Here is a 13,996-nt window from a genome sequence, read left to right on the forward strand (position 1 = left end):
GAGGAAACTAATCCCACATGCCCGGGAGTGCAAGGCAATGTGGCGAGGAATCCCCTGGTAAGGCGTTGAGGGGCTGTCACTTGTCGCGGCGGTGGTGCTTCTTGTTGCGGTCCCGGTCCTTGCTGCGCTTGTCGCGCCGCTGGCCACCGGTCATGTCCTTGAAACCAGCCCCCTGGCCCCGACCCATGCCCCCGGCGGGGGCTCCCCCGTCGAGTCGGGAGAGCTGCGGCTTCTTGGCCTTGCCCGCCGCCCGCTTCTCGGCGTCGTCAACGACGAGCTCCATCTGCCGCTTGGCGAGGTCGACCTTGGCGACCTTCACGGTCACCAGGTCACCGAAGTTGAAGGAGCGGCCCGAGCGGATATCGGTGAGGGCGCCGGACTTCTGGTCGATCTTCCAGATGGGCGTGAGGTTCTCGCGGGTGACGTCGCCGGGCAGGTCCTCGGACTTGACGAAGCCGTCGGCGAGGTACTTCTCGATCTGCACGAAGATGCCGCGGGGGTTGACGTTGGTCACGACGCCCGCGAAGGACTCGCCGATGTGCTTCTCCAGGAGCTGGAGCACCAGGAAGTTGCGCAGCTCGCGCTCGGCGGACTCGGCGTTGACCTCTCGCTGGCTGGCGTGCCGGCCGACCTCGACCAGCTCCCCCTCGTCGGGGCACTGGTGGCTGTCCCGCATGTCACGCCCCAGCTCGCGGGCCTCCTTCTCACTGCGCGGGCGCTGCTTGCCGTTGTCGGTGCGGCGGAGGTACTCGGCCAGGGCACGGTGGACGGTGAGGTCGGCGTAGCGGCGGATAGGGCTGGTGAAGTGGGCGTAGGCCTCGCTGGCCAGGGCGAAGTGGCCGATCAGCGCGGGGCTGTACTCGGCCTTGGACAGCGTCCGCAGCACGGCGATGTGCACGGCCCGGGCCGCGGGGGTGCCGTGCGTGGCCTTGAGCAGCCCCTGCAGCTCCTCGCGCGTGGGGTTCTTGGGGATGCGGAAGCCCGCCACCATCGCCACCTTGCGCATGGAGTCCACGTCCCCGGGCACGGGGTCGGGGTGGATGCGCCGCAGCAGCGGGACCTCGAGGTTCTCAAAGAGGCGGGCCAGTACCTCGTTGGCCTCCACCATGAACATCTCGATGAGCTTGTGCGTGAAGGCGTCGTCCTCACGCTCGGCGTCGATCACGTGCCCGTTCTGGTCGTAGATCAGCTCCACCTCGGGCAGGTCGAGCACGATCATGCCCTGGCGGTCGCGCCGCGACTGGATGGTTTTGGCGAGAGTGTTCATCTCCTTGAGGGCCTCGAGGAGCTGGTCGGTGTACTTGGGCGGGGTCTTGGCATGCTTCCTCGCCTCGTTGAAGTCCCCGTCGATGAGGGCCTGGGCCTCCAGGTACGTCAGGCGCTTGGCCGACTTGATGAGGGTGTTGGCGACCCGCTCGCCCCGCACGTTGCCGCGGGAGTCGTACTTGATCCACGCCGTCTTGCAGAACCGCGGCACGCCCTCCTGCAGCGAGTGGATCCCGTTGCTGAGGATCTCCGGGAGCATGGGGATCACCAGGCGCGGCAGGTAGCAGGAGTTCGCCCGGTCCGCGGCCTCGACATCCAGCGGCGAGCCGCGGGGGATGAAGTGGGCGACGTCGGCAATGTGCACGCCCAGCTCCCAGCCGCCCCCGTCGAACTCGTCGGTGCGCTTGATGCTGATGGCGTCGTCGTAGTCCTTGGCGTCGGGGGGGTCGATGGTCAGGATGAACTCGCCGGTCAGGTCCTCGCGGTTCTTCAGCGCCGAGGAGCCCTTCTCCTTCCACTCATTGATCTGCCGCTCGAACTCCAGCGCCGCCTCGCGGGCCTGCTGGATGCACTCCTCGGGGAACTCGCCGGGCAGGTCGTACGCGGCGATGACCGCCTGTGTCTCCACGTCGGGCCGCCCCGCGTCGCCCAGCACCCGCGTGATGACGCCCTCGCCCAGCATGTCCCCCTCGGGGAACGCCGTGAGCTCGAGCACGACCTTGTCGCCCTCCTTGGCGTTCTTGCTCTCGGCGTCGCGGACGACGATGGGCTGGCTGATCTGCCGCCCGTCGGGCTGCACCAGCCACTGCCCGCCGCGCTTCGTGAGGGTGCCGGTGTAGGAGGTGTGCTTGCGGTTGACGACCTCGACGATGGAGCCGCTGAACCCGCTGCCGGGTGCGCCGGAGCGGTCGCGGAAAACCTTGATCTTCACGGTGTCGCCCGTGAGGGCGTCGCCGGTCTCGTCGGGGGGGATGAACACCGAGCCCTCGCGCACGGCGGTGTCGGGCTCCACGAAGCCGAAGCCGCGGGCGTTCTTGCGAAACTTGCCGGTGATGAAGCCGCCCGCCTGCTGCGAGCGGGTGGCCACGCTGGGCAGCGAGACCATGCCGGTCTGGGCGATCTCGACCTGGCCCTCCTGGGCCATGCTCTTGACGGCGGCGGTGAAGGCGTCCATCTCCTCAGTGGGGATATTGAGGTCGCCGGCGAGGTCGCCGATGCGGCGGGGGGTGTAGTCGTCGTGGCGCAGGTGATCGAGCAGGCGACGCTGGTAACGCAGTAAGGACAAGTGCAATCCCTTCAAAGGGGGCGGGCGGCCGCCCCGGCACCACAAGAGTAGTGGAACCGGCCAGCGGGTGATGAACGCGTGCTAAGACGTTGTGGGTCAGGCCCAGTGCGCCCGCAGGGCCGCGCCGATGGCGTCGAAGGTGGCCCGCGCGCCGGCGACGGCGGCGGCGTGCCCATCCGGCGGGACCAGCGGGGCGGCGCTCTCTTTGAACGCCCGCCAGCGGGGCATGGTCTGCGCCCCCGCACCCCGGAAGAACGTGGCCCCGCCACCCTTCACGCCCAGCACACGCTCCAGGTGCGCCGCGATGACCTGCCCGCCAAGGGCGGAGCCCTCGACGACGTACAGCGACCCGATCACCGCGGGGTTGTCAGAGAAGGTCGGCGCGGGCGTCGTCTCGCGCGGAACGGGGGCGTCCAGCGCGGCAAGGTCCGCGTCCAGGGCCTCAACCCGCCAGGCCCCACTCCACGCCACCCCCGCGGGGGCGGCGGTGACGGCCCAGGGCTCCCACGCCGCGTAGAAGGCGCGGAAGGCCCGCAGCTGGCGGATGAGCTCGGCGCGGGCCGCCGGCAGCCCCGCCGCGGACTCGGCCGCGGTGTGGTGGGCGCGGGTCTCTTCTCTGAGCACCTCGAAGACAGTCATGGGCGTGGCTCACTGAAAGGGGCGGACCTGCTCCTGCACGAGCTCGAGCCCCTCGGCAAGGTCGGCGGCGCTCATATCGGCGCCAAGGCGGCCGGCCAGGCCGGGGTAGCCGGTGATCATGCGACCGCCGGCGATGACGCGGAGCCTGGGCAACAGCCCACGGCAGGATTCCACGGCCTCGGTCGCCGCGCGCACGCCGTACACGGTGCAGACCGACAGGGCGAGCAGGTGCGGGCGGAAGGCCGCGGCCTCCTCGGCGACGGTGCGCACAGGGGTGTCGGCCCCCAGGCAGCGGACGCTCCACCCGCGGGCCTCCAGCAGGTCGGCGAAGGCGCTGCAGCCCAGGCTGTGCCGCTCGCCGCCGGGGCAGAAAACGATGGCGCGGAGGTCCAGCGTGGGGCGGGCCACGTACAGGAGGTCGATCGCCAGGTGCGACATCAGCTGCTGGGTGGTGTGGGTGCAGAAGTGCTCCTGCGCCACCGTGATGGCCCGCTTCTGCCACAGGCGGCCCACCTCCCGCTGCACCGGCAGCAGGACGTGCACGTAGACCTCCAGCAGCGGCACGCCCTGCGCCACGGCGGCCTTGAGCTTGCTCGCGGCGGACTCCCGGCTGCCGATGAGCAGGGCGTCGAGGTACTCGCGCGCCAGCCTGGCGTGGGGGCCGGCGTCGGTGATCTCGCAGGCGGGCTCCTCGCCGGGGCCGAGCGCGATGGCCGCGCCGATGCACGCCCCCGCGGCGTCGGCGTCCAGCTCGTCCAGGCGGGTGCGCACGATCTCGTTGAGGGCCTCCAGGGACGCGCGGATGTGGGTGGTCTCCACCCCGTAGGCGGTCATGACGCGGGTGGCCCACGCCGCGTAGTCGGCGAAGAGCTCCGGCTCCCCCGCCCACAGGGCGATCGCCAGGTGCCTCACGTGGTGGGCCATGTCCTCCACGCACCTGGCCTTGCCCTTGGGCCCGTAGAACTCCACCAGCTGCGGGCGCAGGGTGTACAGCCGCTCCACCGCGGCGCGGCTGATCTCGTCGGCGTCTCGCTCCAGCGGGTGGAACTCGGGCACGATCCAACAGTACCCCCCCGCGCGCCGCAAGAAAGAGCCCCTCACGGGGGAGGCGGGCCCCCGGGGCACTCAAGGCAGGCCTCTCGCGGAGGACGCGGGGGCGCGGACGGGGAGGGGAATCATGAGAACGGTTGCGGTGCGCGGGCTCAGGCGGGCAAGGGAACGAACGGGCCTTTGTCTCTTCCCCTCCGCGCCCCCGCGACCTCCGCGAGAGACCTCTTCGGCGCGGCGCGGGAAGGCGGGCGCGTAGCATGGCCCCGCCATGAACCCGACCACCGCGTGGATCATCCTCGTCATTGCCGGGCTGCTGGAGGTCGCGTGGGCGATCGGCCTCAAGTACACCCACGGCTTCACCCGCCTGTGGCCCAGCGTCGCCACCATCGCCGCCATCATCGTGAGCATGTACCTGCTGTCGCTGGCCGCCCGCACGCTCCCCATCGGCACCGCCTACGCCGTGTGGGTCGGCATCGGGGCCGCGGGCACGGCGGTGCTGGGCATGCTCATCCTGCACGAGCCGGCGACGCTTGGGCGCGTGTTCTTCCTGGTGCTGATGGGGGTGGCGATCGTGGGGTTGAAGCTGACGGCGCCGACGGCGGCGGGGACGCCGTAGCACCTGCCCGGCGTCTGTCAGGGTGGCGGCGGCCCCGCCATGGGCGGGATCGCCGCGTACAACCCGCTCCTGGTGGTGCAAACTTCCGTCAACGCGGCGCAGAAGGCCTTCAACGCGCCGCAGAACTTGTTGAACGCGGCGCCCACGGCGTTCAACGCGGCGCAGAACAGGTTCGCCGCAGTGCGCAACACGTTGAACGCGGTCTCGCACATGTTCAACGTGGCGTGGACCGTGTTGAGCGCGGCCTCGAACGTGTTCGCGGGGGCGCCCAGCATGTTCAACCCGACGGAGAGCATGTTCAGGGCAACGTGGGGCATGTTCTGCGCGGCGCAGACCTGTTGCACATGGCGCCGCTCATGTTCCACACCGCGCCGCCCATGTTCTACACCGCGCCGGGCCCTTTTCACGACGCGCCGCCCTTGCTCCAGGCCGCCGCGGACTGACTCTGCGCCACGGCGAACAGCCGTTGCGCCGCCGTGAACACGGGCGCGGGCGCCGCCGCCGCGGTTGCGGATCCCGCGCCCGCTTTGGCCAACTCCGTCCCGCTGGTGCAGAGGGGGCTGCCGCCCGTCGCCGCGGCGACCGACGCCCCGCCGAGCAGGGCGCGAGGGGTGGGCAGGGTGCGCACCGCACCAACTTCCGCTGAGCCGGAAGTTGGTGGCACGTCTATCACACGTGCGGCACCCGTGCGCACCTTTGACGGCATCGCCCCCGGGACTTTGGGCACTGGGGAGGGGTGCGCGGCTCTGCCGCACCTCTCCCCGAGTGCCCAACCGGAGCCAAGGCCTTGTCTACTTTGCCTTCGTGTCTTGCGCATGCTCTGCGCCGCCGCGTGTCCGCTGGTGCCAAGGGGGCTGCCGTCCCTCGTGCGGCTCCCCGCTGAAGACAAGACCTCTGCGCGATCGGCGACCGTTGTGCGCACGGAGTGGCCAGGGAGAGCCCGAGAGGGCCGGCCTTGAGGCCCTCTCGGTTGCGCGACGACGGGGCGCGCAGAGGAGGCCGGGCGCGGCGGCGACCCCTCCGGGGTCCAGGCGGACATGGCGCGGCGCTCCGGGGGTGGCGCTCCTCGCGGACTCGTCGCTTCACCCCCGGCTACTGGCGGCCACCCCTGCGGGGTGAGGAAGATGGCACGGGCGGGGAGCGGGGTGCGCACGGCGCTGATGGCCGCGGCGCCGGCGATCAGCGGCACCCGGCCGCGGACCGGGAGCGTGTGGCGCACGCGCCCCGCGGCTCAGCAGGCGTGACCGCCCAAGACCCTGAAGAAGGCCTCGATGTCCTGGTCCGTGGCGGCGTCGCCGTCGGCGTTGAAGTCGCTGCCGCCCTCGAAGCAGGTGGGGCAGCAGTGGCCGCCGATGCAGGCGAAGAAGGCCTCGATGTCCTGGTCGGTGCCGGTGTCGCCGTCGCCGTTGAAGTCGGCGGTGCCGCAGGGCGGGGGCGGCACGGCATCGACATGGGCCAGCACGCCCACGGCAGCGGCAGTGGGGCTGACGTAGAGCAGGAACGCGACCTGGTTGTCGTCGTTGACGGCCGCGGGTTTGCCGTCCTCGCCGCCGGTGAGGCTGTTGAGGAGGATGGCGTCGGGGGTGATCGTCTGGCCGGGGGCGAACTCGAAGGGCACTCCCTTGCGGGCGAGGAGCGTGACCTGGCCGGCGCTGGTGCGGCCCCACAGGGCGGTGTTGTTGGTGGACGTGACGCCCGTGCCGGTGAGCGTGGTCAGAAACGCGATGTGTCCGGCGGGGCTGAGGCAGACGTCGAGGAAGGCGGTGGGCGACACGCCGGGCAGGCCGGGCGCGGGGTCGCCCGAGCGCATGACCAGCGAGAAGTTGCCGGGCGTGCCCACCCAGATGGCGCGGTTGTTCGTGGTGGTGACGCCGGGGCCGGCGAGCTGGCTGGTCATGAGGACGCGGCCGCCGCCGCTGGGGATCACGACGGAGATGGTGCCGTGGGTGAGGCCGGGGAGCCCGGGCGCGGCGTCGCCCTCCCGGATGACGGTGGGCGTGCCGCCGCCGCCGGGGATGATGAACGCGGCGGAGTCGTTCTCGGTGGTGATGCCCGGGCCCGCGAGGGTGGCGGTGAAGGTGAGCGTGCCCGCGTCGTTGATCCAGAAGCCGCCGATGCCGCTGGTGGTGAGCCCGGCCATGCCGGGGGCGGGGGGCGCGGCGTTGCCCTCGCGGGCGATCATGACGACCGAGCCCGGCGTGCCGGCGAAGATGGCCCCGTCGTTGGCGATGGTGACGCCCGTGCCGCTGAGGACGGCGCTGAAGGCGACGAAGCCCGCCGCGTTGGTGACGGGCCCCGCGAAGGTCGAGTAGTTCACGCCCACGGGGGCGCCGGGGGCCTGCGCGGCGCGTCGGGCGACGAGGGAGATCGCGCCGGGCGTGCCCGCGAACACCGCGCGGGTGCCGCTGGGGACGCTCCCAACCAGCGGGCACTCGAAGACGATCCGGCCGTTGCGGTGCCGCACGGTGTAGACGCCGTTGACGATCGACGGCGGCAGGTCGCCGTAGAGGGCGCCCGCGGGTGCGCCGGGAGCCTGTGCTCCGGCGCGGGCAACCACCGCGAGGTTCTCAGGGAGGCCCAGGAAGAGGGCCGAGCCGTTGGCGGCGGTCACGCCATCGCCCACGAGGTAGGAGAGCACGGCGAGTCGGCCGCCGGCGCCGCCGCCCAGCGCCTCGGTGTGGCCGTTGTTGATCTCGCCCCAGCGCACGCCGGGGAGCGCGGGGATGGCGTCGCCCATGCGCACGAGGAGATTGGGGGCGAGGCCGACACCGCGGCCGAAGATGGCGCGGTTGTTCTCGGTGGTGACCCCGGTGCCGCCGAGCGCCGTGAAGAACATCGCATTGCCCCCGGAGTCAAGGCCCGGGATCGCAGGGAAGACGTAGTTGCACCCCGCGGGCAGGCCCGACGCCTGCTGGCCCGCGACATGGATGATCTCGAACACGGGCTGCGCGGCGGCGACGCCGGCCGAGGCGAGGACGCCGAGTGCCGCGGCCAGTGTGTTGGTCATTGAGTGCGTCACCTGCTCTCCCCTTGTCGGATGGCGTGCAGCGCCAGCATACATATCGGGAGTCGCCGGGAAAGGGGCATCGGGTGCGGCGCGTGAAAAAGCCCAGGGATCGTGATCCCTGGGCTTTGGGTGCTGGTCATTGGGGGCTGCTTACTTGTCTTCCATCAGCGCCGCCTGGGCCGCCGCGAGGCGCGCGATCGGCACGCGGAAGGGCGAGCAGGACACGTAGTCCATGCCGACCTTGTGGCAGAAGTAGATGGACTTAGGGTCCCCGCCGTGCTCGCCGCAGATGCCGACCTTGAGATCGGGCTTCTTGGCCCGCCCCTTCTTGACGCCCATGTCGATGAGCTGGCCCACGCCGCCGGTGTCGAGGGTCTGGAAGGGGTCGGCGGGCAGGATCTCGCGCTCGAGGTAGTCGGGCAGGAAGGTGCCGATGTCGTCGCGGGAGAAGCCGAAGGTCATCTGTGTGAGGTCGTTGGTGCCGAAGGAGAAGAAGTCGGCCTTCTCGGCGATCTCATCGGCGGTGACGGCGGCGCGGGGCACCTCGATCATCGTGCCGATCTTGATGTCGAGGCGCGGCTTGAAGTCCTGCTCCTCCTTCACCTTCGCGATGGTGGCCTCGACCTCCTGGCGCATCACCGCCAGCTCCTTGCGGGTGCCCGCGAGGGGGATCATGATCTCGGGCATGGCCTTGATGTTGCTGCGGAGGCAGTCGATCATGGCCTCGGTGATGGCCCGCACCTGCATCTCAAGGATCTCGGGATAAGTGACGCAGAGGCGGCAGCCGCGGTGGCCCAGCATGGGGTTGGCCTCGTGCAGGCTGGCGACGCGGCTCTTCACCTTCTCGAGCGTGAGGCCCAGGCTCTTGGCGAGCTCGGCCTGCTGCTTCTCCTCGTGCGGCACGAACTCGTGCAGCGGCGGGTCGATGAGGCGGATGGTGACGGGGCAGCCCTTCATGGCCTTGAAGATGCCCATGAAGTCGTCGCGCTGGTAGGGCAGGAGCTTGTCCAGGGCCTTGACGCGGGCTTCCTTGGTCTCGGCGAGGATCATCTCGCGCATCGCCTTGATGCGGTCGCCCTCGAAGAACATGTGCTCGGTGCGGGTGAGGCCAATGCCCTCGGCGCCGAAGTCGCGGGCCCGCTGGGCGTCCTCGGGGGTGTCGGCGTTGGTGCGGATGCCGAGCTTGCGGTACTTGTCGGACCACTTCATCACCTGGGCGAAGTCGCCCGACATCTTGGGCTCGATGCTGGGCACCTGGCCCGACATCACCTCGCCGGTGGAGCCGTCGATCGAGAGCACATCGTCGCGCCCGAACTTCTTGCCCTTGACGGTGAGCGTGCCCTTCTCGCTGTCGATCTCGAGCTCGCCCGCGCCCACGACGCAGCACTTGCCCCAGCCGCACGCGACCACCGCCGCGTGGCTGGTGCGCCCGCCGGTGGAGGTCAGGATGCCCGCGGCCGAGTGCATGCCCTCGACGTCCTCGGGGCTCGTCTCCTTGCGGACGAGCAGGACCTTCTCGCCCTTGCCCGCCCGCTCCACGGCCTCGGCGGCGGTGAAGGCGAGCTTGCCGAAGGTGGCGCCGGGCGAGGCGGGGATGCCGCGGGTGAGGATCTCGACCCGCTTCTTGGCGGCGGGGTCAAAGGACGGCAGCAGCAGCTGCGTGAGGTCCTGGGCGGGGATGCGGAGCAGGGCGGTCTTCTCGTCGATCAGCCGCTCCTTCACCATGTCGCAGGCGATGCGCACGGCGGCGAAGCCGTTGCGCTTGCCGGTGCGGGTCTGCAGCATGTAGAGCGTGCCGCGCTCGATGGTGAACTCGATGTCCTGCATGTCCTTGTAGTGCTTCTCGAGCTTGTTCTTGATGTCGAGGAGCTGCTGGTAGACCTTCTTGTTCCACTTGGCCATCTGCTCGACGGGCAGCGGCGTGCGGATGCCGGCGACCACGTCCTCGCCCTGGGCGTTGACGAGGTACTCGCCGTAAAAGGTGTTCTCGCCGGTGGCGTTGTTGCGGGTGAAGGCGACGCCCGTGCCCGAGTCGTCGCCCATGTTGCCGTACACCATCGACTGCACGTTCACGGCGGTGCCGTTCAGGTTGCCGACGTTGGCGATGCGGCGGTAGCTGATGGCGCGGTCGCCGTTCCAGCTCTTGAACACCGCCTCGATGGCGAGCTCCAGCTGCTTGCTGGTGTTCTGCGGGAAGACCTCGCCCACGGAGCGCTGGTAGACCTTCTTGTACTCCTCGCACAGCTCGATCATGCCCTGCTCGGGCACGTCGGTGTCGAGCTTGGCCCCGTACTTGACCTTGATCTTGTTGAAGGCGTCCTCGAACTTGTGGTGGTCGACGCCCATCACGACGTCGCCGAACATGTTGATGAGGCGGCGGTAGGCGTCGTAGGCAAAGCGGGCGTTGCCCGTAGCGTTGGCCAGGCCCACCACGGAGGCGTCGGTCAGGCCCAGGTTGAGGATGGTGTCCATCATGCCGGGCATGGACACCGCGGCCCCCGAGCGGACGGAGACCAGCAGCGGGTTGGTGTTGTCGTTGAAGCGCTTGCCCAGCTCCTTCTCGAGCATGGCGATGTTGCGGTGCACCTCGTTCATGAGGCCGTGGGGCAGGCGCTGGCCATTGCGGTAGTAGGCGGCGCAGGTGTCGGTGGTGATGGTGAAGCCGGGGGGGACGGGCAGGCCGATGGAGGTCATATCGGCGAGGTTGGCGCCCTTGCCGCCCAGCAGCAGCTTCATGTCGGCGGCGCCCTCGGTGCGGGTCTTGCCGAAGTAGTAGACCATCTTGCCGGGCTTGGCCCGCATGTTGGGGCCGGAGCCGGGGGCCGCGGAGGCGTCGGGCTTGCGGGCGACTTTCTTGAGGACCTTCTTGCTGTCCTTGCTGGCGGGGCCATGCTGAACCGGGGCCATGGGGGTCCGGACCTTCGGGGACGACTTGGGCATCGGCGACCTTTCCGAGTGGGTGAGTGCGGCTCGCGGACACGCGGGAGAGGCCGCCCGTTTCGGGGTCTGCTCGGCCCAAAGTCCCGCGGAAATGACAGGCCCAAAGTCTAGGTTGGCCCCGTTGCCCTTTCGACCGCAGGGCCTGCTGCGCCCGACCCTGAGGCCACTAGAGTCACCCCGTGCCCGGGGATTCTGACCATCTCAGGCCGCTGGACCTGCCGCTCGCGCCGGAGGCGGTGCTGACCCGCTGGCCCGAGCGGGAGCCGCTGGCGGTGCTGTGGTCGGGGGGAAGCGCGGGGCCACACGCCCGGTGGACGGTGCTGGCCCGCCCGAGCCGGAGCGAGACGGCGACACCCGGCACTGCGGCGGAGGCTAAGTCGTTCCTTGACAGGTGGTTGTGTCCTTCCTCGGGTGCCATGACGACGTCTTCGTCGCTATGGAAGGGCATCCCCGATGCAGAGGTCCCCAAGTTCCGCGGGGGGGTCATCGTGGCGCTCTCGTACGACCTTGGGCGGGTGCTGGAACCGGCCGTGGGGGCTTCGCGGCACAGGGGCGCACCGACCTGCTTCGCGTGCGAGTGCGCCGATGCGGTCATCTTTGATCACGCGAGGGGCCGCTGGTGGGCGCTGGGGGAGCCGCCGGCGCTCGCGAAGGGACCCGTGGGTGAGTTCATGATCAACGGGAACCCAGAGCTCCGCGTGACCGCGGCGGCGTACGCGGCAGGGGTGGACCGCGTGCTGGAGTACATCCGTGCCGGGGACGTGTACCAGGTGAACCTGGCGCACCGCACTTCGGCGCGGTTCAGTGGTTCGGGGCGCGCGTTCTTTGTGGCGCTGGTGAAGGAAGCGCGGCCGTGGTACGGGGCGTACGTGGAGACGGGCGAGGGGGCGGTGGCGTCGGCCTCGCCCGAGTTGTTCCTGTCGTACGACCCCGCAACGCGACGGCTGACCACGCGCCCGATGAAGGGGACTCGCCCGGCCACGCGCGCTGGCGAGCTGGAGACCAGCGAGAAGGACCGGGCCGAGCTCAACATGATCACCGACCTGATGCGCAACGACATCGGGAGGGTGAGCGAGCTGGGGTCGGTGACGGTCGAGTCCGCGCGGAACTTCGAGCGGCACAACACGCTGGTGCAGACCACCTCGACAGTGTCGGGCACGCTGCGGCCCGGGCTGACCATCGCCGACGCCCTCGCGGCCACGTTCCCCGGCGGCTCGGTGACGGGGTGCCCCAAGATCCGTGCGATGCAAATCATCGACGAGCTGGAGGACTCGCCCCGCGGGTTCTACTGCGGATCCATCGGGTACGTCTCCCGCAGCGGGCACGCGGCCTTCAACATCGCCATCCGCACGGCGGTGATCCGCGGCGGCGAGCTGACGTACCACGCGGGCGCGGGCATCGTCATCGACAGCGACCCCGCGGCGGAGTGGCAGGAGACGCTTGATAAGGCGGGCATCCTGAGGCGTGTGGCGCACGGACACGCCTGACGACGCCCAGTCCCCCTTGTCGGTTGTTAGGCTGTGCGCATGCTCGTCCAATCCGACCTTGTGGACGTCTACGTCTTCCGGCGCGAGCCTTGCGTCCAGTTTCTCCAGCTGCTGCGGACGGAGGCGCCGATGGAAGCGACGTGGCACCCGGTGATGGGCCACGTGCGCGAGGGCGAAACCGCGCTGGAGGCGGCGCTGCGCGAGCTGAGCGAAGAAACGGGCCTGACCCGCGCCGAGATGCTGGGGTTCTGGGCGCTTCAGGAGGTCAGTCCCTACTTCATCCCGCCAAACACAGTGAAGGTCAGCGGGCGATTCGCGGCCGAGGTAGGGCGGCTCTGGCAGCCCACGCTCAACGCTGAGCACCATGAGCACCGCTGGCGCAACTACAGCGAAGTCGACCGGGCCTTCCTCTGGCCGGGCCAGCGGGCGGCCTGTCGTGAGGTGAAGACCGTCATCGTCGCGGGTCACGAGGCCGCGAAGTGGCAGCTGGTGTAGAGTGCGGGCATGGCGAAGTCAGGCGTCATTCTGTCGGTGCTGCTGTGGGTTGCGGTGGTGGGGGCGATCATCTTCATCTCCTCCCTGAAGCTGCAGCGCAACGAGCGGAAGCTGTGGACGGCGGGCGTGGTCATGGCCGGGTTCGTGACGCAGCTGGGGATGGCCGCCTGGTACGACAGCCAGCGCCGCAAGGCGCTCAACGAGGCGCTCACGCAACGCGGCTTCGTGCCGAACACCGCCGATGAGTCGCCCGCGCAGGCGCTGCACTACCTGTCCCAGAGCGAGCACCACTCCTTCAAGGCCGTGCTATCCGCCCTGGGCACGATCGGGGACCGCCCGGCGCACTTCGCGGAGTACCAGTACACCATCGGCCGCGGCAAGGGGTCGCAGACGTTCAAGATGGCCGAGTTCGCGGTGGATGTGAGCCCAGCGGCCATGCCGCTGCGGCTGCTGCGGCGTCGCGGCGTGTTCAAGAAGGCCGCGAACCTGGCGACGATGTACGAGCGGATCAACAAGGAGTGGCAGGCCGCCGATGGGCGTGAGGGGGAAGCGAGCATGAAGCTCTCGCTGCCGTACTACGAGAGCATGCTGGGGGAGGCGCAGCCCACGGACGAGCAGTGGTGCGTGTCGGACGGGTGGGCGTCGCTCACCATCCGCCGGACCGTGCGGGCCGAGGACCTCGACGCGGTCTACGGGCGCGTCATGATGTTCGCGAAGATCTACGCGCCCGAGGCCTGACCGTCGGGCTTGACGGCGAAGATGGTCAGGCGGTGGCCCTTGGGGTCAAGGCCGCGCTCCCGGCAGATGCGGTCGCGCAGGGCTGCGAGCTCGGGCACGTCGATCTCGATGGTCTGCCCGGTGTCCATGCGGATGATGGAGTCGTTGGCCCGCTTGCCGTAGATGACCTGATAGTGCGTCTGCTCCTCATCGAAGAGGGCCCGCTGGATGATGCCCGCCTCCTGCAGCAGCTTGATGGTGCGGTAGACGGTGGCCTTGCTGACGCGGAAGCCCGACTTGCGGACCGTCTCGAGCACGCGGTCGGCCTCGAACAGGCCGTCAAACGACAGAACGGTGTCGAGCACCTGCGCCCGCTCGGGGGTGTACTTGAGGCCCTCGGCCTTGAGCTTCTTGCGGAAGACCGAGCAGAGGGGCTCGAAGACCTCCAAGGGCGCCTCGATCGCGTGCCCGGGCTGTGAAGAGGCCGACATCGT

General features: G+C 69.9%; 12 protein-coding genes. 4 read left to right on the forward strand and 8 right to left on the reverse strand.

Annotated features, from left to right (window positions below):
• Positions 1-76: 76 nt before the first annotated feature.
• The 3 genes from VD997_17270 to VD997_17280 form a co-directional block, all read right to left on the reverse strand.
• Complete coding sequence (locus VD997_17270) at positions 77-2,551, reverse strand: VacB/RNase II family 3'-5' exoribonuclease (protein ID HYE63746.1); 2,475 nt, start codon at positions 2,549-2,551, stop codon at positions 77-79.
• Between the two features lie 96 nt (positions 2,552-2,647).
• On the reverse strand, positions 2,648-3,190 hold the full coding sequence (locus VD997_17275; protein HYE63747.1) for a biliverdin-producing heme oxygenase: 543 nt from the start codon (positions 3,188-3,190) through the stop codon (positions 2,648-2,650).
• Positions 3,191-3,199: 9 nt separating this feature from the next.
• A complete protein-coding gene (locus VD997_17280; GenBank protein HYE63748.1) occupies positions 3,200-4,246 on the reverse strand; it encodes a B12-binding domain-containing protein in 1,047 nt (348 codons plus the stop codon).
• Between the two features lie 262 nt (positions 4,247-4,508).
• Here VD997_17280 and sugE point away from each other — a divergent pair, with 262 nt between their 5' ends.
• Positions 4,509-4,856 (forward strand): quaternary ammonium compound efflux SMR transporter SugE, encoded by a 348-nt coding sequence (gene sugE, locus VD997_17285; protein HYE63749.1) that lies wholly within the window; start codon positions 4,509-4,511, stop codon positions 4,854-4,856.
• 17 nt (positions 4,857-4,873) lie between these two features.
• On the opposite strand, the gene VD997_17290 is transcribed toward sugE, so the two are convergent.
• The 4 genes from VD997_17290 to ppdK all read right to left on the reverse strand — a co-directional run bounded on the left by VD997_17290 (position 4,874) and on the right by ppdK (position 10,803).
• A complete protein-coding gene (locus VD997_17290; GenBank protein HYE63750.1) occupies positions 4,874-5,200 on the reverse strand; it encodes a hypothetical protein in 327 nt (108 codons plus the stop codon).
• 59 nt (positions 5,201-5,259) lie between these two features.
• Complete coding sequence (locus VD997_17295; GenBank protein ID HYE63751.1) at positions 5,260-5,484, reverse strand: hypothetical protein; 225 nt, start codon at positions 5,482-5,484, stop codon at positions 5,260-5,262.
• A 603-nt stretch (positions 5,485-6,087) separates the two neighbouring features.
• Positions 6,088-7,863 carry a choice-of-anchor tandem repeat NxxGxxAF-containing protein gene (locus VD997_17300; GenBank protein ID HYE63752.1) on the reverse strand — a complete coding sequence of 592 codons (1,776 nt, stop codon included), beginning with the start codon at positions 7,861-7,863 and terminating at the stop codon, positions 6,088-6,090.
• 150 nt (positions 7,864-8,013) lie between these two features.
• On the reverse strand, positions 8,014-10,803 hold the full coding sequence (ppdK, locus tag VD997_17305; GenBank protein ID HYE63753.1) for a pyruvate, phosphate dikinase: 2,790 nt from the start codon (positions 10,801-10,803) through the stop codon (positions 8,014-8,016).
• A gap of 179 nt (positions 10,804-10,982) precedes the next feature.
• On the opposite strand from ppdK, the gene VD997_17310 reads away from it, so the two are divergent.
• Genes VD997_17310 through VD997_17320 form a run of 3 tightly spaced genes read left to right on the forward strand, consistent with a single transcriptional unit; the run spans position 10,983 to position 13,523 of the window.
• Positions 10,983-12,290 carry an anthranilate synthase component I family protein gene (locus tag VD997_17310; protein HYE63754.1) on the forward strand — a complete coding sequence of 436 codons (1,308 nt, stop codon included), beginning with the start codon at positions 10,983-10,985 and terminating at the stop codon, positions 12,288-12,290.
• Positions 12,291-12,329: 39 nt separating this feature from the next.
• Positions 12,330-12,785 (forward strand): NUDIX domain-containing protein, encoded by a 456-nt coding sequence (locus tag VD997_17315; protein ID HYE63755.1) that lies wholly within the window; start codon positions 12,330-12,332, stop codon positions 12,783-12,785.
• A 9-nt stretch (positions 12,786-12,794) separates the two neighbouring features.
• Complete coding sequence (locus VD997_17320) at positions 12,795-13,523, forward strand: hypothetical protein (protein HYE63756.1); 729 nt, start codon at positions 12,795-12,797, stop codon at positions 13,521-13,523.
• Here VD997_17320 and VD997_17325 read toward each other — a convergent pair.
• Positions 13,505-13,993, reverse strand: a complete 489-nt coding sequence (locus VD997_17325) for a Fur family transcriptional regulator (protein ID HYE63757.1) — start codon at positions 13,991-13,993, stop codon at positions 13,505-13,507. The two genes, VD997_17320 and VD997_17325, sit on opposite strands and share 19 nt — an antisense overlap.
• Positions 13,994-13,996: the final 3 nt, after the last annotated feature.

The sequence above is a fragment of the Phycisphaerales bacterium genome, assembly GCA_035627955.1.
Classification (GTDB): domain Bacteria; phylum Planctomycetota; class Phycisphaerae; order Phycisphaerales; family UBA1924; genus JAEYTB01.